Below are 19,001 nucleotides of genomic sequence, written 5' to 3'. Positions count from 1 at the left end.
GACGGTCTGCAAACTCCCTTCGAGTTTCCATCGCTGTGTGTGCCAAGTCGTTGGCGCGAACATTCCCTACAGCCCATCGTCAACACAGGACAACGGATGGACTGTGACTCAGCCTGCTTTGGGCTCATATCCAGAACGGGGCAATCGGAGGGAATTAGGAGACGCACGACTGAACAGGTTGAAACCTGTGACTCCTTTTTAGTTGCCCTGTTCGACGCGTCGTACCTCATGAACTGTTCGGCGCTTGGCTGGTCGCTGAAAGATGTTCGAGGGTTGCTCAACTCTCCTTTGCGTTGCGAATTCTGGGAGACCCCCTTCCTCATTCAAACTCGCTTCTGTGGGTGCAATGGGTCCTCGACTGACATTTGTCAGAGGCAGGGCGGTCGGCCCGTTCGCCCCTCTCCTGAGTCCCTCATTCCCAACTTCCAACTCCTCACGTCTAACCCTTGCTGTGTCTTTTTTGACTCCGAGAAGCGGGGCTTGCCTTACCCCCCTTTCTCGGTACACTTCGCGCTCCCTCTTACCTACCATGGCAAAGACCGCTACAGCCCCTCTCAAATACGCGGATGCTCCGATCAACGCCTCGATGACGGCGGAGCAGAAGATCAAGCTTTACACTGACATCTGCCGCATCCGACGTTTCGAGCAAATTGCCCTGAAGTTTTACAACGCGGGCAAGATGGGTGGATTCCTCCACCTGTACATCGGGCAGGAGTCTGTGGCCGCCGGTTGTGCCTCCCTCATGGGAGAGAACGACCACATGATCACCGCTTACCGTGATCACGGTCACGCGCTTGCAGTGGGCATGGGCATGAACGAATGCATGGCCGAGCTCTACGGCAAGAAGACCGGTTGCTCTAAAGGCAAGGGCGGCTCGATGCACTACTTCGCCCCTGACAAGAATTATTGGGGTGGTCACGGGATCGTTGGCGGCCAAACGCCGCTTGGTACCGGACTCGCCTTCGGCCTCAAGTATAAAGGTCTGACGGGTTGTGCGATGGCCTTCCTCGGTGACGGCGCCGTGAACCAAGGGGCCTTCCACGAAGCTCTTAACTTGGCTGCTCTCTTTGAACTGCCCGTGATCTTCATCATTGAGAACAACGGTTACTCGATGGGAACCAGCCAGAAGCGCTCCAGCGCCTACCCTTCCTGCCTGGCTGAGCGCGCTGTCGCTTATGACATGGCTTGGGAACAGTTCAACGGTGAGGACATCTACGAAGTTCGCGCCAAGGTGCAGACCGCCATCGAGCGCGCGCACAAGCAAAGCAAGCCCACCCTTCTTGAGGTCGCGACCTATCGCTACACCGGTCACTCCGTGGCGGACGCCAACCACAAGAAGTACCGCACGAAGGAAGAGATCGAGCGCTACGAAAAGGAACATGATCCGATCAACATCTGGCGTGGCCACCTCGTCCGCGAGGGTGTCTTGACGGAGGCTCAGGCCAAGGAAATTGATCAGGCCGCGTTCAAAGAAGCGGAGGCCGCTGCTGACTTTGCCGACAGCAGCCCCTATCCGGATCCGTCCGAAATCTTCGACGACGTGTACTGGGAAGTGGACAACCAGACGGAGGCTGGCCAGACCGGCCGTCACTTCTTCAACGACTGATCCTGATCCACGGACGGCAACCCTTCTCTCCCACCCTTTCCCCTTTTTAAGACATGCGTCGTCTATCTTACCGCCACGCGCTTCGCGAAGCTTTCGACGAAGAACTCGCCCGCGACCCGATGGTCGTTCTCATGGGCGAGGAAGTCGCCCAGTACAATGGTGCCTACAAAGTCACTGAAGGCCTTTGGGCCAAATGGGGCGACAAGCGCATCATTGACACTCCCATCAGTGAAGCCGGTTTCATCGGCATGGGCGTCGGAGCTTCCATGCTCGGCGTTCGCCCGGTGATGGAACTCATGTTCTGGAGCTTCTACACCGTTGCTTGGGACCAGATCATCAACAACGCTGGCATGGTCCGTTATATGTCCGGCGGTTTGATCAACTGCCCCATCGTTCTTCGTGGTCCTGCCAACGGCGGCACCAACGTGGGAGCCACCCACTCCCACACGCCGGAAAACATCATGGCCTCCTTCCCGGGCATGAAGTGCGTTTGCCCCTCCAACGCGTATGATGCCAAGGGCCTCATGAAGGCGGCCATCCGCGACAATGACCCCGTGATGTTCATGGAGAGCACTGTGCTCTACGGCCAGGAATGGGACGTGCCGGAAAACTCCGAGCTGCCTGACGGTGAACTCTTCATCCCGCTCGGCGTGGCCGATGTGAAGCGGGAAGGCACGGATGTCTCCCTCATCTCCCATGGCCGGGCGGTGAACACCTGTCTTGAGGCTGCCCGCATCCTGGAAGAAGAGCACGGCATCAGCTGCGAAGTGGTCGATCTCCGTACCATCCGTCCGCTCGACGAAGAAACCATCTTCGAATCCGTGCGGAAGACCCATCGCGCCGTGTGTGTGGATGAGAACAAGCCCTTCTGCGCCGTGAGTTCCCAGATTGCCGCCAGCATCTCCCTGCACTGCTTCGATGATCTCGATGCCCCCGTGCAGCGCATCGGCTCCCTGGACGCCCCGGCCTTCTACAGCCCTCCGATCGAGAAGCTCCAGCTCCCCTACCCCGACGTCGTCGTGGCCAAGGTGCTGGGCATGTTCTGAGGTGTAAAAGATAGTTTCCTACATCCCATCGGGGGCCGGGTTGTTTCCAACAATCCGGCCCTTGGTGTTTGCAGGTATGGCGGGGTCATCTGAAAGATTATTTCCTAATATCCGACATGGTGGATGAATGCCGTGTGCTGCTGTTCCCGGGTCTGCTGTCAGATTCGTAATGGCCTGGAAGCCTTGTTTCAGGCGGACTGCAGCCTGGCCAGCGTCGAAGATGCCGGTGCATCGCCCGGAAGTCCCTGACGGATGCCCATTCAATTCTTTCCTTAAACCCGTGATGTCGGAGGTGTTCATCAGGCCTCTGGAAGCACCGGGGCAAAGTCCCTGAACTCCGGCATGCTCAAGATCCCCTGCCGCCTGCCCGGATCGATTTCCAGGCATTGGGCCAGGCATTCCCTCGCCACTTGGGGGTCGCCGGTCTGGGTTTCTGATCGGGCGAGGGCGATCAGCGCCTCGCACATGACGCCTTTGACCCCGAGACTGTTCGGAAACGACTTCACCAGACCGCCACCCAGCGAGACCGCGTTACGGTGAAACCCCATTCCCACCAGCGTGCGCACACGCCAGATCAACACCGGCAACCGGGTGCGATCCTGATCCGGCAGGTCCTCCAGCTCTTCCCAGGACTGATGCCACATGCCCAGCTCGCCGTAGCCTTCGCAGCGACGGAGGGTTTGAGAAAGCCGGTCAGGTGGGAGAGCCATCTTCTTCTCCGGAAAATCGGGTTAACCCGTTGGCCAAGCCTGCCCGATCATAGGGAAAATCCAACTTACCGACAATAAGATAAGCGACCATCGAGCGGTGCCGATGGTCTATCCGCTCGCGGAAAATTTCACCTCTCCCCTTCCCCAGTGTGGGGATTCTGGAAGATCTGCTCCACGGGTTGCTTGAAGACGGTGGAAATGCGGTAAGCGAGATCCAGAGAAGGCGAGTGCTTCTCTGTTTCCAAGGCATTCACTGCCTGACGGGAAACTCCCAGTATTTTGCCCAGCTCGTCTTGCGTCAGATTGTGCTCGGCCCGCAGCACTTTGAGTCGGTTCTTCATGGCTGGGATGGGCGGGAGTCGCGGGTGAAAAGAGTCACCAGCCCAAATGCTGCATAGAAAGTGGGCACGATCAGCCAGGCAGGCGCATGGCGGGCACCGGCATACGTCTCCAGAAATCCCCAAGTGCAGAACAACGCCATCGCGAGTCCACTGGCAATGATGAAGGTCCGGGCCATCACGCTGCGCACGTATTCATCGGCATCCCGCATGTAGGCGAGCAGAGACCAGAGTTGCCCAATGATGGGTGCGGAGACCACAAGGCCCAAGGCCCAGGCCCCCTTCCCTCGCGCGTCGTCGAATGCCCCTGCGATGGCCGCGAGGTTCACGAGGACGTAACCACTCATAAAGAGTGCGGTACGGATGACATACTGACGGTGTGGTTTCTGTACATCGGTGAGTTCCATTTTCATAGTCAAGTCTCCTTTACACAGTGTCAGGATATCCTGGCATGAACGCGTGTCAAGAAAACATGACATTATGTCAGGGGAACTTGATTTAAGACGCAAAGGGCCAAAAAAGGCGGCTCCGCAGAGCCGCCTTCAAGATTCACGGGATGATGTCGCGAGGAGCTAGCAACCACAGCCGCCGCTGGAACAACCGGTAGCGACGAGTTCTTGCTCAGGTTCGTGGCATTCGTCGGAGGGGCAGCAGGGTGAAAGAGGACGGTCGAGGTCCACCTCTGGGGAAGTCATGCTCGGGTTGGGAGCCTGAGCTACCAGGCCCAGTTCCTGGAGGAGCTTCATGTCCTCGTTGGCCCGCGGGTTCACGGTCGTGAGCAGCTTGTCCCCGTAGAAGATGGAGTTGGCCCCGGCGAAGTAGCACATGGCCTGGGCTTCCTTGCTGAGGGAGTAGCGGCCAGCGCTGAGGCGCACCTTCGCATTTGGGATGGCAATACGGGTGACGGCGATCATGCGCACCAGGGAGAACACATCGACTGGCTCATTGTTCTCCATCGGCGTGCCCTTGATGGGCATGAGGCTGTTGATCGGCACGCTTTCCGGCGGAGGATTGAAGTTGCTCAGGGTCTCCAGCATCTTCAGGCGGTCATCAATGGACTCGCCCAGACCCAGGATGCCGCCGCAGCAGACGCTCATGCCCGCTTCCTGGGCGTGGCGGATGGTGCGCAAACGGTCGTCGTAGGTGTGGGTGGTGACGATGTTTTTGTAGTGATCGCGGGAGGTGTCGAGATTGTGGTTGTAGGCGGTCACCCCGGCGTCCTTGAGAGCCACGGCTTCGTCCTGGCCGAGTTCCCCGAGGGTCACACAAACTTCCATGCCCAGCGTGCTGACATTGCGCACGATATCGAGCACCTGATCAAACTTCTGGGTGCCCATGCGGACGCCCTTCCAGGCGGCACCCATGCAGAAGCGGGTGGAGCCATTGGCCTTGGCGGCCTGGGCGCGCTCCATGACCGTCTCCTTGCTGAGCAGATTCTCGCGCTGCAGACCGGTGGAGTAGCGGGAGCTCTGGGCGCAGTAGCCGCAGTCCTCGCTGCAACCGCCCGTCTTGATGCTGAGGAGGGTGCAGAGCTGCACTTCCTTCTCCGGCCAGTGTTCCTCGTGAACGGCGCGCGCCTGCTTGAGCAGGTCAAAGAACGGCTGGTGGTAGAGGCGGTGGAGTTCGGTGTAAGTCATGACGGTTGAAGGCGAAGCATACAGGCTCCGGGGGCTGAATGTCAAGGAGTCGGAGGGGCTGGGCTTGTGCCCCCGATTCTATCTCCGCGAAAGTCCGAAAGACGGATGCCTTTTGTCATGACGCAGCACCAGGATGCGGATTTTCGCTTTCGAACTTCTGAAAAGCAGATGGTAAGGAAATCCCTTGATGGCCACTCGTCGCATTCCCTTCGAAACAGGATGGCAGGCTTGAGGGTTTTTTCGGACTCGGTCAACCGTAGCCAAGAACATCTCGAAGAAGCGCTCAGAAAGCGAGTCACCTCCCTGCTCCCTATCGTACTGTAGCACATCTCCCATGTCGGACTGTACACGGGGATGGAAGACAACCCGGGGCACTGTCATCTTCCCAATGCCGCTCGCAGTTCGTCCAAAGTCATTTCCAGAGACGGATCTGCATCCAATTCAGCATCCCTTCTCAAAGCCTCTTCAACCCCGTCATCTGCATCCATTAATACGGGTTCAAGAGATCCCAGCAGGTCTGCTGCGAGAGATGCACGTTGCGCTGAGGGTAACTGCATTGCCTGCTCGTGAATTTCGCTCAGGGTGACCATGGCCAATCGTATCCCCCTCTTCAGAGCTTCGCAAGGTCCTTTCAACCCATCGAATGCGGACAAAGTCATCTCCTTACCCCGGCAAATACGGCGCGCAGCGGGCCTTCAAGAGTTCCACTAGAGCGGGATCCATGAACTCATAGCGATCAGGAATGTTGAGCACCACCACTTGTTTGCCGCGAAGGGCTTGGCCAAACCGGTCATTGAGGCGCTTCCGGTGAGTGGTCTCCATGACGAGCACAACATTCGCCCATTCCAGCTGCTCTTCTGAGAGCGGTACTTCCGCATCGTGATTGAGCCCGGCGGAATCGGTGCTCACTCCAGGGTAATCAGAAAAGACAGCCTCGCCCGTGGGGCTGCGCAGCTTGTTCTGGGAGCAGATAAACAGAAGGTGCTTCATGGAACTCGCCGCACCACCCCTACTCCGGCATTGGCACCAGATCCAGTGCCAGGCTGCGGAAATTCTTCACGCGATGATGGCCAGATCCCCGCCATCCACCACGGGCCGGGCGTACATGAAAAATTGCGTCACCTTGGGTACTTGGGCGATGCAGCCGGCGGGGAACCAGTTCAGGCCATCCATGCTGTACTGCAGCATGAGGAAGCGGCGGTCGTTGCCGCCCGGTGCCTGCTCAGCCACCAGCTTGCCTCCTTTTTCCTTGAACCCCTTCCACCAGTCAAAGACGCCCAGGCTGTCCACCGGGAGATTGGCCGTGGCCCAGAACATCTTGGACACCTCATCCCGGATGATGCAGAACTTGAGCTGTCCGCCCGGCATGGCGTGATACATGCCGAACTCCAGGCCCAGCTTCTCAGGTGAATCAACGGCCCTCAGCATGGTATTGATGCTCGTGACCGCCTGTCGCCGGAACTTCACCGCGCACATGACCCGAAGTTTTCCCGCCACCTCGATGACATTGGGTTCGAGGTATTGATTTCCCAGGTTGGCCAGCTCCGGCAGGGCCATCATGTCCGGGATGCCCGGGAAGGCCACCGGCTCAGAGATGCGCCAGGCGGAGGGATTCAGCGGATCTCCGGACAAGTCCCCTGCCACCAGACGCGGTCCGCGGTTCTTGCCAGCTCTTGCCACCGTCTTGACTGCGCAGGATGTGCACGACGCTCTGAGTGGCCCGTCGCTCCTCGCTCCATTGAACTCGGGGCACCCCCGGTACAATGGCGACCAGCGTACCGTCTTCCAGCCGGGTCAGTCCGGGACCCTCCACATAGAATTCCGGGTTGGGATTGCGGAACACCAGCATGTAGTCCTGAGCCAGGGGCTGGGCGGCCGCGAGTGGCAACCAGGGTGTGAGGAAGCTCAAACCGGTAAGGAGGACGGGAAGCAAGCGGCGCATGGAGTGAGGCAACGCGCTGAGGAGGCGTGAAGTTTCAGCTCAAGTGGTCGGGTTGTGGGACTCGTTTTGAGCTGAGGGTACGACAGAAATGCTTTGCGTGCGTGATTTGACGACAGGTTGTTCAATTTCAGTGGCATCCATTGCGTTTTGGAATGATTTCTTGCTCATGGTAGAAGCGGTTATCGACAGGGCAGTGGCTAGGAAGATGGGGGCCAAAGTGTTGATCCAGGTGGTGGGCTGGGCCTTCGCGGAACAGGGGCAAATTGTCGAGGCTCAGGTGTGGTGGAACCATTCTCCACTGGGGCACCTAACCTACGGGATTTCTCGTCCTGACGTGAAAGCTCACTTCAGAGGACGTTGCAGGATTGATGGCGTTGGGTACGTCGGCCAGGTCGAGATCAGGAACGTGGCCGAAGGCTTCGATTCCTTTAACCTAAAACTGGTATTCACCACCTCTTCATCCTTCCGGGTGGAGCTTTGCCGGGAGGTAACCATTGAGGACGGTTCCTCTCCGCCTCTCGACTTGGGAATCCCAAGCTCTCAACCCGTGGGCACGGGGAATGCCGGAGAGCATTTGATGTCCCATGTCGGCATGAACGAGAAGCTGGCTCCCCCTAATTTTTTCATCCTCGGTGCAGGAAAGTGCGGCACTACCAGCCTGTATCATGCCCTCAAACAGCACCCACAGATTCACCTCTCAGCTATTAAGGAGCCCAGCTTTTTTACATCTGGCTTTCAGGTCGTCAGCAATCCCATGCAATATTTCCGGTTGTTTCCGGAAATGGAGGGAAAGACGCGATATGGCGAAGCTTCGCATGCTTACTTCAGCAGCTTTGAAACCGCTCCGGTGTTGCGGCAGCTTTTTCCTGAAGCGAGGTTTCTCCTCATTCTGCGAAATCCTGTTCATCGCGCTCACTCGCTCTTTCAGCACATGAAGCGCCACGGGCACGAAACGCTTGCCGCCTTTGAGCTGGCTCTGGAGGAAGAGGAACTTCGCTTCGCCGATCCTCTGTTCAGGAGGAACTGCCCCCAGTATTTTTGGAACTACATGTACGTTCGATCATCCCGATATGATCTCCAACTTGAAAACTATCTGCATCATTTTCCTGCCGGGCAGTTTTTTGTTCTGACGTTGGGTGAGTGGAGCAGTGATCCAGTACATTGGCAGAGAGAAATTTTCGCGTTCCTCGGCGTGGACCCATCGATCCGGGTGAGCACGGAGCCGCAGAACCAGGCAGCGTACCTTTCTGTCTTACGCAAAGAAACCAAAGCCATGCTGGCAGAGCGTTTTTCCGGGGTACGAGAGCGGGTTGAGACTAGGATCGGGAGGGTCATGCAGCATTGGGATAGCTAAACATTTAAGAAGTCAGTCAGTCAAAAGCCACACCAGTGAATATCCATATCGACCATTTAATTGTTGAAACCGAATCCGAGTGGCATCTCTCGGGCTGGGCATTTGTTTCAGATGAAATCATCTGGTACGGACGCTTGGAAATTGCCGGTCAAACGATAGGCCCCATTTCCTGCGGTAGTGCCAGGCCGGATGTTTTGGAGGCCTTTCAGGCAAGCTGTCCTACAGTCCACGTAGGGTTCTGCGCCCATATTGTTTTGCCATCAGGACTGCCGGGAGGCGAGCACCGCTTGGATCTGATATTTTTTAATCGAAATGGATTCGAATTGGGGCGTGTGGGTAGAAAGATCACCCTCGAACGAGATGTGCCTAAAGGGGTGAGTCATGAAAGTCTGCCATGGGTGGATTCGCAGCATCCACAGGCGCGATATCTTGATCTACTGGAGAAAACATTGCTTGGCATCCCATATGCTGAAGATGCCGAGCTTTTGGTCCGCTATGACGGGCAGGACTGGCCAGGCCATGCTCACAGCATGATCGGCCAGCAGAGGATGAGGCATCTTAGGGCTTGCGCTGAGACAGCCCTTGAGGAGAACGTGCCGGGAGATTTTATAGAGACCGGTGTCTGGCGCGGAGGCGCGTGCATCATGCTCCGAGGAGTGCTGCAGGCGTATGAAGAGCACAGTCGAAAAGTGTGGGTCGCGGATTCGTTCGCGGGACTTCCTCAACCTGATGAAGAAAAGTATCCGGCAGACTCGGGCGACATCCTCTATACGTTCAAAGAGCTCGCCATACCGCTTGAAAGAGTGAAGGGAAACTTCGCCCGCTACGGACTGCTCGATGATCAGGTGCGGTTTCTTAAGGGCTTGTTTTCGCAGACCATGCCCAAAGCAGATATTGCGCAGCTCGCCGTACTTCGGCTGGACGGGGATATGTATGAGTCAACGATGGACGTTCTCACGCATCTTTACCCCAAACTCTCTCGCGGTGGATTCTGTGTCATTGACGATTACGGTGCCATCCCCGCCTGTCGCCAGGCGGTGCGGGATTATCGTGCCGAAAAAGGTATTCATGCACCCGTTTCAATGATCGACTGGACGGGCGCTTTTTGGCGGAAGGATTGAAGTGAAGGGCCTTCCACCAAAGAGGGTGAAGCATGAGGAAATACACGCGCAAATGCGGCATGATGGCCAGGTCTTGTTGCCGGGTTGCGAGAATTGCAGACCCTCCAGCTCTCACTGCACCGGTCATGAGAGGATCCGTCTATCGTCCGCATGGCAAAAAGAACCATCCTCATTGCGCGGCTGACGATGAGACGAAAGTGAGATTCAGGTTGCTGATTCCAAGAATGGCGATCTATGTTCCTGGGCTCTTCCGCTGCAGGTGCGGCGCTTCAGCGAAGGCAATGTGCAGGTGACGCGAGTGAAACAGTTATGTCCTACCCTGATATTGTTCCCCCGGCCTCTGGCAGTGCGTCTCCATCGGAGACGGACAGCCTCCCTTCCCAATATTCCCGGGCTGATGGAGACCGTGAGGATATCGAGGAGCAATTGGCCGCGAGCCGCAAGCGTATAAGCGAGCTGGAGCAGAAGGCCCAGACGGCCGCCAGTGCAGAGGAAACTGCTCGTTTTCTCCGTTCTGAGCTTGCTCATGTACGGCGCGAGCTGGACTGGGCACGCAATGAAATGGATCGACTGCGAAAAGAAAGCGACCGAAGAAAAATCACCTTGCGCGAGGCTGAACGCACACTCCAGTTCCGCTGGACACTGCCCGCATTTTTCTTCAAGCGGCGGAAAGCCGCCCAGGCGGAAAGCGGTTTTGAGTTTCAACTGGAGCAACCCAAGTCACTGAATCTTGCCGATGATTCAACGACGCTGGTAGGGTGGTGTTTTACGAAGTCGGGCGAGTTCATCCAAGGGATACGGGCGGTGATCGGCGACACGAAGTACGAAGGGGCCTATGGACGGAAGCGGTTCGATGTAAGAGCCGTCTTTCCCGCGTATCCCAATAGCGACCGTTGCGGGTTCGAGATAGAAGTCAAAAAGCTTCCTTCACGTTTCAGTCTGACTCTTGAAGTCCTGGATGACCGCAACCAGTGGCACAGCTTGCAAACCTATCAAGGGAGGGTGGCGGCAGGGGCTCAGCGCGCTGAGCCCAGCGCTGAAAGCGCTTCGGGGCGTGTGGCAAAGGTGAGCGAGATCATGCAAGTGACTTCGTCTGAAAAGCGGATGTTTCAGAAGGAGATTCATTCGATGTCCCACAAGCCGCTGGTCTCGGTCATCATGCCGGTGTTTAACACCCCCACAGACTATCTGCGCTCAGCCATCCGCTCCGTAATGGCGCAGCTCTATCCAAACTGGCAGCTCTGCATTGCCGACGACGCTTCAACCAGCCCAAGCACGCGAGAGCTGCTGACCGAGGCTGAGAAGTGGGACGAAAGAATCGTCGTGATCCGGTGCAGTGAAAACCGGGGCATCGCTGCCGCGTCAAACGCCGCACTGCGCGCAGCGACCGGGGACATCATCACCCTGATGGACCACGACGACCTGATCTCCCCAGTCGCCCTGCTCCGGCTGGCCCAGACAAGCTTCGCAACCGGCGCTGACCTCCTCTATAGCGATGAAGGGCACATTGATCTGGCTGGAGAGTTTTTAGGCGGGATTTACCGGCCCGCTTTCTCACTCAGCTATCTCCGGTCCCATCCCTATATTGTGCATCTGGTGGCGTTCAGTGCCCGCCTGCTCAACGAAATTGGAGGGTTCGATGAGAAACTTCAGATCTCCCAAGACTACGACTTGATTCTGCGCGCAGCGGAGAAGGCCCGCATCGTCGTTCACATTCCGGAAATTTTGTATCTGTGGCGCCAGATGCCCAGCAGTGCGGGCCATTTGATGCAGGAGGAAGTGACAGAGATATCTACGAATATCCTTACGGAGCACCTGAAGCGAACAGGCGTGGTAGGCAACGTAGAGCCAGGATTCGCCTTCAACTACTTTTCCATCCGCCCCAAGGTTGATCTTGAGCGTTCTTCCGTAGCGGTGATCATCCCGACAAAGAACCAGGCGCACTTGCTGGCCCAGACGGTGGCCAGCCTTGAGAAAACGTGGCCGGAAAAACTCCCTTGTAAAATCGTTATTGTTGACCACCAGTCCGACGAGCCTGATGCGCAGGAGTTGCTCGAAATTCTCGCCCAAAAGCATCTAGTGCTTCCTTACAGCGGCCCCTTTAATTATTCGGCGATCAATAATTTTGGCGTTCGTCGCGGTGCTGGCGATGCCCAGTATCTCCTTCTGTGCAACAATGACATTGAAGCCAAGGAGCCGCAATGGCTGGAGAGATTGCTTGAGGCGGCTGTTGATGAGACCGTTGGGGCGGTAGCTCCTATGCTCCTTTATCCCGACGAAGCAACCATACAGCACGCGGGCGTGTCCGTAGGGCTTTGCGGAACGGCGGAGCATTTGGGAAAATTTTTGCCGTCCACGGACGAAAAAGGCAACCCCGCCCCCGGTTACCTTGGGATGCTCCGGGTGACGAGAGAAGTGGCGGCAATTACGACCGCGTGTGCGCTCTTCAGGCGGCAGGCGTTTGAAGCCGTCGGCGGCTTTAGTGAAGAGATGCAGGTGGGCTATAATGACACGGATCTCTGTCTGCGGCTTTGGCAGATTGGGTATCGCACCCTCTACTGCGGCGAAACCTCCGTCCTCCACCATGAGTCTGCCACTCGTGGCAAGAGCTTTTCCCATGATCCTCATCCTGCGGACTCAAGCCGGTTCTTGTCGAATTGGGGTTGGTTGATTTCTCAAGGCGATCCGTTCTACAACCCCAACCTGAAGAAGGACAACACGGCCTGGAAAAGCAGTCACATCGCGAAGCGTCAGGCAAAGCCAGCAAGTCGCCGTTACGCAGGGCCCTCCTCTCTATTTACAAAATGAATTCTATGGGGGTGCCACCCCATCCGTGCCCCGTTGACAGCTCGTGGTGAACTGTCAACGGGCCGCACCAGGCCTTAGACTTTCCTCAAGACACAGATCAGCTCTGGACCTGCGAGTTCGTAGTGAACCATTTCAAAGCGGCTATCAAGATGTGTTCGGCAGCGGACGAGGAAATCCAGCCACGAGGCCCCGTCCCAGACGTGAAAGTGAATGCTATGACGCATTTCCATCAGCTTTGAGGCTTCCTCCTTGGCATGGACGTCATCGACAATCTTCTTCACATCCGTTGCCCACTCTAAGTAATGGGCGAAGCGGGAGCCCTCTCCATGATCTGCATCATCGCCGACCAGATGCTCAAATGGTGTGAGTGGACGATCCACGTCGAAGCTGTTCCTCTTGTCAGGAACGACATAGAAAAGCCATCCACCCTGCCTGATCTTGCTCAAGTGAGCTCGCACTGTGCCCAATGGGTTTTCGCAATGTTCCAGCATGTGACTTGCGATGATGAAGTCAACGGAGTCAGCTCCGATGCTGGCCAGCGTCTCGCCATCATCAAGGATATCGACTGGGACCAGATCGTTAGGGTCAAGTTCGGGGAACTGGGCAATATGATCTGCAACCGAACGGCGGTCCACGTAGCGCGTAGCCACACCTGGCGGAAGTTCGAGCGGTGTATGAAACGCGCCTATCTCCAGCCCGCTGCCTCTCACCAAATAGTTTGCTGCAATCCGGCGGCGATTTTCCCGGACGTGCTTCGGCAGCTTTCGATCTATGATCCCTTGTATGGCTGCAAATTTGTTTGGTGCGGGATCAACCTCCTGCCCCATGGCTTCCGGAGGAAGTTCCTCAGTTCTCCTGTGCTCTGAAGGTCTGATCGTCACTCTGGGCTCTCCAATCGCAAGATTGCGCTCACAGGTTAGCCTGCCCTCATGAATTAACTTTGCGTGACGTTCCATCACTTCATCATACCCAGGGAGAGCGGAGAGTACCTCTGGCGAGCTCGCCGCAAAACGTCGACGCATGTCCTCATCGCGAACGAGAGTCTCTATCGCGCGGGCCAGCTCAGATATTCGCCCCGGTTGATAGAAGATGGCGTTTCTACCGGGTCGGACTTGCTCTACAATCCCAAACACGGGCGTAGTGATGATGGGCAACCCACAGGCCATCGCCTCCAATATGACACGCGGATACGATTCGACCCTTGATGTGCACAATGCGATATCTGCGGCCTTGACGTACCGAATGCAGTCGGCGCGCTCCTTCTCGATGACAATTTTCCCCCTCAAAGCCGGGGCCAAGCTCTCGACCTTCCGAACAAGCGTTTGCCCGTAGTGGAGGGACTCTCTATATCCGACTAGAATGAGCCTGACCCGCTTGAGGACATCTTGAGCCAAAATTTCCATCGCTTCTACTGCGTCTGCCTGGCCTTTGCGATCACACACGGTGCCCACAAGAATGAGCACCACCTCGTCAGCTGCAATATTCAGTTGGCTGCGGAGTTCGTCTCGTGAGGCATTGTCAATTTTGGCATCCAGATAATCCAGATCCAATGCGCCAGGGATACACTCAAAATTTTTCCTTGAATTCAGCGCCTCCCACCCGCGCAGCGTGGCTCGGGCGACAAAGATGATCCGATAGGGCATGGCGAATGCACGGTAAGCCTCGCTTCGCACGGATAAAGGCAGGTAGTCAAAGTAGGTGTCCCAAGGTTCACTTTCGTGAACGTGCCAAATGGAGGGGGTGTTTTCGCGATGCGCAAGGGTAACCGCCCACCATGTCTGGAGAGTATTGGCAACAACAAGTTCAGCCCTGCATTCGCGCAGAATTTTCGCCAGATATTCCTGAAGCTCTTCGATCGAACTTCCTCCTTCGGAAATCGGTCCTACGGCAACTTGTATGCCGGCTTGTTCGAATTCCTGCCGGAGGGGGCCGTCCACAGGTGATACCACCACTGGCTCCACGTGGCCGCGTGTTTTCAAGCCAGTGATCAGCTCCAGCAACAGGCGCGGGGCACCCTCATGATTCAAATTGTGGGTGGCAAAGGCTGTGCGTGTGGCGCGGGTAACATGAGGCAATGGGCGGCGGGTCCCCACTTCAAAACGCTCGTTTTCCAGTGAGAGGTTGAGGTTGTAGAAGCGGTCGGGTCGATGGCGGACTTCCGCACGGATTGCAGCCTCCTCTAGCGGATCGTCATTCCCGGTTCCGCGGCTTTTCCCTTCATGGTGGAAGAGCTCTGCCTCACCGCAGTAAATGCTCCGGAGTCCTTTATCGCCGAGTTTCAAGCAGAGGTCAGCATCATTGTAGCCGACGGCGAAGCGCTGCTCGTCCTGCCCGCCCACCGAAAAGTAGCAGTCGCGCCGTATGAGCATACAGGCCGCAGTCACGCCACTGCTCTCGCGGGTCACCGCACGCAGAGCCATGTAGCCATGCTCATGCGCAGGCGTGTTTTTAAATGCATGCCCAACCTTGCCTTCATGGCAGCCCAGCAGCATCCCCGCGTGCTGGACGGTGTGGTCCGGAAAAAGCAGACAGGCACCCACTGCTCCCACACCTTCCATCAGCGCATAACCCATCATCTGGGAAAGCCACCGAGGATTTTTGACTTCGGTGTCATTGTTGAGCAGCAGCACAAACTCCGCTGTGGACTGGCTCAGGGCGCGATTGTAGAGATTGGAAAAGCTGAACCTCCCGGGCACTTCATCTGGAAGGGTGATGATTTTTGCCCCGCTCTTCTGTAGCACTTCCAGGGTGCCCGGATCGTTGCTGGTGTTGTCCGCGACCGTGACGACATAATTTTGATAAGTCGTCATCTGAAGGGACTGCAGGCACCTTTCAAGCAGTTTCCCCCCGTTTCTATTCATGATCACAATGTCAACTTGGGGGCCATGATCAGGATGGTGCAGGGAGAAAATGCCGCATCCTGCCTGTAGAGCCCAATCAGGGTGATTAACCTTGGCGGAGATCTTTCGGCGTTCGACGGCTTGCTGGACGGCGAGTCGTCCCCGTTCAAAGCTTTCTGGTTTGGCGGCACCACCCGTGGCGGTGGACCCAGGCATGACTCGCCAATGATAGAGAATTTTGGGAATGTGCCCCACCTGGTTTACTGCCTCTGACGCACGGAGAGCGAAATCATAGTCCTGGGCACCCTCAAACCCCACTCGGAACCCTCCCAAATTTTCGAAAACAGAACGCCGGACCATCAAAAGATGGCTCATATACATGAAGGACAACAGCAGAGTAGGCGACCAGTCGGGCTTAAACTGAGGACGATGACGCCTGCCCGCTGGATCAATGAGATCATCGTCCGAGTAAGCCATGTCCCAGTCCGGATGCGCAGCAAGTCCAAGAGCCATCTCGGCAAGGGCATCGATGGTCAATTCATCGTCATGATCCAAAAACGCCAGGAACTCCCCTTCAGCAAGTGCCGCTGCAGCATTCGTCGCAGCGCTTATTCCCGAATTTTGTTCTAGAAACGTGACTGAGATTCTGGAGTCGGATGCTTGAAGGGCCTGCAGATATTGGCGAATATCCGGTTCCGTGCTGCAGTCATCCGCGATGCAAAGTTGCCAGTTGTCATAGATCTGCGCTGTCACGCTTTGAACAGCCTTCTGTAGCGCCCAGAGAGGCGTGTTGTAAACTGGCATCACGACAGAGATCTTCGGCAGGGATCCGGTTGCGCGAGTCAGGGCAATTCGCAGGTCCTCTTCGGCCGCCTCGGTAAAGGTGTTTGTCTCAAGCCAGCAGTCATACCGGTCTAGAGGTTCGGGTGCCCCCAGAAGTGCCAGGCTGGAATCTCTTTCTCGATACCGGTCTTCAAATTGACCATGCTCTACATAGTGAGTGAGCGGCTCAAGCCCGGCGGCCGCCACATCTGGATTGCGCTGCAGATAGTCTCTGGGGTCAAACCAGGCATTCGGAGCCCGGCCCTCTTTCCAGCCGAACCCCAGATAGTGCCTGAGAGGTTCCATTCCAAGTGCCACCACATCATGGTTTCGGTCGAGATATCTTTTGGCATCAAAAGATGGGTGTGGAGAAAACCCCAGCCTCCAGCCGCGATCCAGGTAATGCGAGAAGGCGGTCGCCCCGGGCTCAAGCTCCGGCGCATATTGTTCAAGGTACCAGGCTGCATCAAACAGCGGGTGGGGCTGCAAGCACTCGCTGGTCAAGTGATGAAGATAATACTCAAGGACCGAATGGGGAAGCTTCGCAACCTCCGGATGCCGGCCAAGGTACCAGGGCACATCAAATAGAGAATTGGGTGAGAACTTCAGTTGCGCTCCGATCTCGCAATAGTGCAACAGGGGGATCATCCCCTTTCCGCTTTTGCCAAGGTATTCCGCCACATACCATGTCGTGTCGAAGAGGCCATTGGGGCGGTGCTTCCACGCATTGGCATCACTAAGAAAATGCTCCAGGGGAGTTTTGCTGGAAAGTTGTTTCCGGTATTTGGACACATACCACCCACCATCAAAAAGGGGATGGGGCCATCGCTTTTTTGTGGTGCCATGCTGGAGATAGTCCGAGAGGGGATTTTGCCCTTCGGGTATCTCCTCTTGATAGCGCTTCATGTACCACGAGGTATGGAAGAGGCAGTTGGGCAGACGCATCTCCTTCCACCCTTCGATCAGGAAATTCGTCAGCGGCTCCCCGCCTTTTAACTCCCGTCGATACGTCTTCTGATACCATGATGCGTCAAAGAGTCGATGGGGCGACAGGCCGCACTTCCAGCCAATGACTAAATAGTGAAGTACAGGATCCTTGACAGTGAATCCCTCGGGAAGCTGGCTTTGGTAGTACTCAGCATCAAAGACTCCTGATTGCAGAATAAGGCTTTGCTGCATTCGAAGCTTTTTTCCGCCCGTCCAAGGAGCCCTTGCCGTGATTCGAGATTTAAAACTGCTCGCGATGAAGTGTTGCCGGTAGGTCACAAGGTGGCGCTCCTGTTCATGCAGGTGTTCCTCTCGCTGCTTCGCCGCCATTTTTGCCCCCCTCACCAACCGCGCCGCCGAAGCGAGCCGCTGATTCTGGATCCCGATGGCATGCACTCCTGTCAGTGCGGAAATTCTCAACTGATGGGTTGTCTCCTCGGCTCCCTTCAATCGGGATATGGCCTCGTCGAGTGATCGAGAGAGCTCTGTCCGCTTCTCCGTAGCGGCCTCAAGCGAGAGGCGCGCTGCTGCTGCTTCATTTTCCAACTTTGCAACGGTTTGCGCCATGGCAGCCATCGCATTCTTCAGTTGGGGCGTTTCCGCGGTCTGAAGCTCCAGCGTAAGCCTTGATCCCAATCTGGAAAAAAGTTGACGCAAAGCAGATCTGTCTGCCTCTGACACGCTGAATAAAGTCCCTACGGGAGTTGCGACATCCTTTCCGACGCCGAGCACGCCGAGCCCGTGGCCGTGATGAAATTCAAAGGAGGGATAGCGCTGGATCAGCTCGCTCCAGAGGCGGTGAACGCCAAATCCGTGCCCGGTCTCTTGGGTGTCATGAAAGAGCACCACACCGCGTGTGCTCACTTTTGGGAGCCACTTTTCGAAATCGTTCTTGGCCGACTCGTAAAAATGGGTTCCATCGATATGCAATAGATCAATCGACCCGTTCGCGACGTGTTCCAGTGCGTTGTCGAAAGTGTCTTGAATCAGGGTGGAGAACCCCGAATAGAGAGGGTCATGATGGCTCCTCAGCTCCCTCAGGATTTCCGGCCCGTAAACTCCTGCATGGGGATCTCCCTCGAATGTGTCAATCCCGAGGCACTTGCATTCAAGATGCAGCACTTTGACCGCCTGACAGAAAGCACTATACGAGAGGCCAGTGTGAACGCCGAGTTCCACAATTGACACGGGCCGGAGCTGCTCCACAAGCCAGAAAGCAAATGGAATGTGTTCGTTCCACGCGCTTTTGTAGGTGTTGAATTCAGGTGCCATCAGGGCCATCCGTCCTAGGGGCAGGCCGCCCGCAACCAGGGTGTTTTCTCGCATTTTGATTCTTGGTGCTGTAGTTTCCTGATTATCTTGCATGACGGGCATCTCGCTGCAGGTGGAGAGATAGGGTGGGGAAAGCAGGCGGGCCCAACCTGGCCGCCCTCGGGGTTCAGCATAGCACTTGTCGGGCATTCCCATGGCAGATTCGTGCTTGGTGCCATCGAATCCTGCGCTGAAGGGTTAATCCTTTCAGCCTCATCCCCTCGCGTCGGCGACCGACGATAGATCTCAGGAGAGATTTTCGCAATCCCAAAGTCCATCGGAGCGGGGATTTTGGAGACGCTCTCGACTCCGAGAGAGTGCTCGGCATTGCGGGTGTTGTTCAGTTGTCCCAAGGTCCCGCCTAAAGAGTGATAACGGCCGGAGCAGACGTCGAGGTAGGGTCCCGGTTATACGCATCCAAATCCACCCCAGGCAATCTTTGGAGATAGTCTGTGCCAAATACGGTTTCGAATCTGCGA

The 19,001-nt window shown here is 56.5% G+C and carries 15 protein-coding genes; 5 read left to right on the top strand and 10 right to left on the bottom strand.

Features of this window, described 5'->3' with window-relative positions; all coding sequences use genetic code 11:
* The first annotated feature begins 529 nt into the window (after positions 1 to 529).
* Positions 530 to 1,606, top strand: coding sequence for a pyruvate dehydrogenase (acetyl-transferring) E1 component subunit alpha (gene pdhA, locus VSP_RS33100; RefSeq protein WP_009966159.1), 1,077 nt, complete (start codon positions 530 to 532; stop codon positions 1,604 to 1,606).
* A gap of 53 nt (positions 1,607 to 1,659) precedes the next feature.
* On the top strand, positions 1,660 to 2,652 hold the full coding sequence (locus VSP_RS33095) for an alpha-ketoacid dehydrogenase subunit beta (RefSeq protein WP_009966158.1): 993 nt from the start codon (positions 1,660 to 1,662) through the stop codon (positions 2,650 to 2,652).
* An 18-nt stretch (positions 2,653 to 2,670) separates the two neighbouring features.
* Here VSP_RS33095 and VSP_RS43295 read toward each other — a convergent pair whose 3' ends face one another.
* The 9 genes from VSP_RS43295 to VSP_RS42865 form a co-directional block, all read right to left on the bottom strand.
* Positions 2,671 to 2,952, bottom strand: coding sequence for a hypothetical protein (locus tag VSP_RS43295; protein ID WP_156345396.1), 282 nt, complete (start codon positions 2,950 to 2,952; stop codon positions 2,671 to 2,673).
* Positions 2,952 to 3,362, bottom strand: a complete 411-nt coding sequence (locus VSP_RS33090; protein ID WP_009966156.1) for a tetratricopeptide repeat protein — start codon at positions 3,360 to 3,362, stop codon at positions 2,952 to 2,954. Before VSP_RS33090 ends, VSP_RS43295 begins: the two co-directional genes overlap by 1 nt.
* A gap of 128 nt (positions 3,363 to 3,490) precedes the next feature.
* Positions 3,491 to 3,703 carry a helix-turn-helix transcriptional regulator gene (locus VSP_RS33085; RefSeq protein ID WP_009966155.1) on the bottom strand — a complete coding sequence of 71 codons (213 nt, stop codon included), beginning with the start codon at positions 3,701 to 3,703 and terminating at the stop codon, positions 3,491 to 3,493.
* Complete coding sequence (locus VSP_RS33080; RefSeq protein WP_009966154.1) at positions 3,700 to 4,113, bottom strand: hypothetical protein; 414 nt, start codon at positions 4,111 to 4,113, stop codon at positions 3,700 to 3,702. Before VSP_RS33080 ends, VSP_RS33085 begins: the two co-directional genes overlap by 4 nt.
* A 159-nt stretch (positions 4,114 to 4,272) precedes the next feature.
* Positions 4,273 to 5,337 (bottom strand): biotin synthase BioB, encoded by a 1,065-nt coding sequence (bioB, locus tag VSP_RS38665; protein ID WP_009966152.1) that lies wholly within the window; start codon positions 5,335 to 5,337, stop codon positions 4,273 to 4,275.
* A 377-nt stretch (positions 5,338 to 5,714) separates the two neighbouring features.
* Entirely contained in the window at positions 5,715 to 5,927 is a 213-nt protein-coding gene (locus VSP_RS38660) for a hypothetical protein (RefSeq protein WP_075087624.1), read from the bottom strand.
* A gap of 73 nt (positions 5,928 to 6,000) precedes the next feature.
* Positions 6,001 to 6,327 carry a low molecular weight protein tyrosine phosphatase family protein gene (locus VSP_RS33065; RefSeq protein ID WP_009966148.1) on the bottom strand — a complete coding sequence of 109 codons (327 nt, stop codon included), beginning with the start codon at positions 6,325 to 6,327 and terminating at the stop codon, positions 6,001 to 6,003.
* Between the two features lie 66 nt (positions 6,328 to 6,393).
* Positions 6,394 to 6,969 carry a hypothetical protein gene (locus VSP_RS33060; protein ID WP_156345394.1) on the bottom strand — a complete coding sequence of 192 codons (576 nt, stop codon included), beginning with the start codon at positions 6,967 to 6,969 and terminating at the stop codon, positions 6,394 to 6,396.
* A complete protein-coding gene (locus tag VSP_RS42865) occupies positions 6,926 to 7,279 on the bottom strand; it encodes a sialidase family protein (protein ID WP_157211190.1) in 354 nt (117 codons plus the stop codon). The genes VSP_RS33060 and VSP_RS42865 overlap by 44 nt, the downstream gene beginning before the upstream one ends.
* A gap of 97 nt (positions 7,280 to 7,376) precedes the next feature.
* On the opposite strand from VSP_RS42865, the gene VSP_RS41695 reads away from it, so the two are divergent.
* The 3 genes from VSP_RS41695 to VSP_RS40460 all read left to right on the top strand — a co-directional run bounded on the left by VSP_RS41695 (position 7,377) and on the right by VSP_RS40460 (position 12,562).
* Positions 7,377 to 8,633, top strand: a complete 1,257-nt coding sequence (locus tag VSP_RS41695; RefSeq protein ID WP_172682748.1) for a sulfotransferase family protein — start codon at positions 7,377 to 7,379, stop codon at positions 8,631 to 8,633.
* Positions 8,634 to 8,668: 35 nt separating this feature from the next.
* A complete protein-coding gene (locus tag VSP_RS33045; RefSeq protein ID WP_198141280.1) occupies positions 8,669 to 9,754 on the top strand; it encodes a TylF/MycF family methyltransferase in 1,086 nt (361 codons plus the stop codon).
* Between the two features lie 234 nt (positions 9,755 to 9,988).
* Entirely contained in the window at positions 9,989 to 12,562 is a 2,574-nt protein-coding gene (locus VSP_RS40460) for a glycosyltransferase (RefSeq protein WP_009966143.1), read from the top strand.
* 74 nt (positions 12,563 to 12,636) lie between these two features.
* On the opposite strand, the gene VSP_RS40455 is transcribed toward VSP_RS40460, so the two are convergent.
* Positions 12,637 to 18,678, bottom strand: a complete 6,042-nt coding sequence (locus VSP_RS40455) for a glycosyltransferase (RefSeq protein ID WP_081452860.1) — start codon at positions 18,676 to 18,678, stop codon at positions 12,637 to 12,639.
* Positions 18,679 to 19,001: the final 323 nt, after the last annotated feature.

The sequence above is a fragment of the Verrucomicrobium spinosum DSM 4136 = JCM 18804 genome, from assembly GCF_000172155.1.
In the GTDB taxonomy this organism is placed as follows: domain Bacteria; phylum Verrucomicrobiota; class Verrucomicrobiia; order Verrucomicrobiales; family Verrucomicrobiaceae; genus Verrucomicrobium; species Verrucomicrobium spinosum.
Note: the sequence above shows the minus strand (reverse complement) of the source record. Positions and strands in the feature narration are given on the sequence as shown.

What these genes read in the sequence shown, in the direction of transcription:
- VSP_RS42865 (WP_157211190.1), bottom strand. Translation starts at nt 7,279, where the DNA reads ATGCGCCGCTTGCTTCCCGTCCTCCTTACCGGTTTGAGCTTCCTCACA.
- VSP_RS33065 (WP_009966148.1), bottom strand. Translation starts at nt 6,327, where the DNA reads ATGAAGCACCTTCTGTTTATCTGCTCCCAGAACAAGCTGCGCAGCCCC.
- bioB (WP_009966152.1), bottom strand. Translation starts at nt 5,337, where the DNA reads ATGACTTACACCGAACTCCACCGCCTCTACCACCAGCCGTTCTTTGAC.
- VSP_RS33095 (WP_009966158.1), top strand. Translation starts at nt 1,660, where the DNA reads ATGCGTCGTCTATCTTACCGCCACGCGCTTCGCGAAGCTTTCGACGAA.
- pdhA (WP_009966159.1), top strand. Translation starts at nt 530, where the DNA reads ATGGCAAAGACCGCTACAGCCCCTCTCAAATACGCGGATGCTCCGATC.
- VSP_RS33085 (WP_009966155.1), bottom strand. Translation starts at nt 3,703, where the DNA reads ATGAAGAACCGACTCAAAGTGCTGCGGGCCGAGCACAATCTGACGCAA.
- VSP_RS33090 (WP_009966156.1), bottom strand. Translation starts at nt 3,362, where the DNA reads ATGGCTCTCCCACCTGACCGGCTTTCTCAAACCCTCCGTCGCTGCGAA.
- VSP_RS40460 (WP_009966143.1), top strand. Translation starts at nt 9,989, where the DNA reads ATGTTCCTGGGCTCTTCCGCTGCAGGTGCGGCGCTTCAGCGAAGGCAA.
- VSP_RS40455 (WP_081452860.1), bottom strand. Translation starts at nt 18,678, where the DNA reads ATGGGAATGCCCGACAAGTGCTATGCTGAACCCCGAGGGCGGCCAGGT.
- VSP_RS38660 (WP_075087624.1), bottom strand. Translation starts at nt 5,927, where the DNA reads ATGGTCACCCTGAGCGAAATTCACGAGCAGGCAATGCAGTTACCCTCA.
- VSP_RS33080 (WP_009966154.1), bottom strand. Translation starts at nt 4,113, where the DNA reads ATGAAAATGGAACTCACCGATGTACAGAAACCACACCGTCAGTATGTC.
- VSP_RS43295 (WP_156345396.1), bottom strand. Translation starts at nt 2,952, where the DNA reads ATGAACACCTCCGACATCACGGGTTTAAGGAAAGAATTGAATGGGCAT.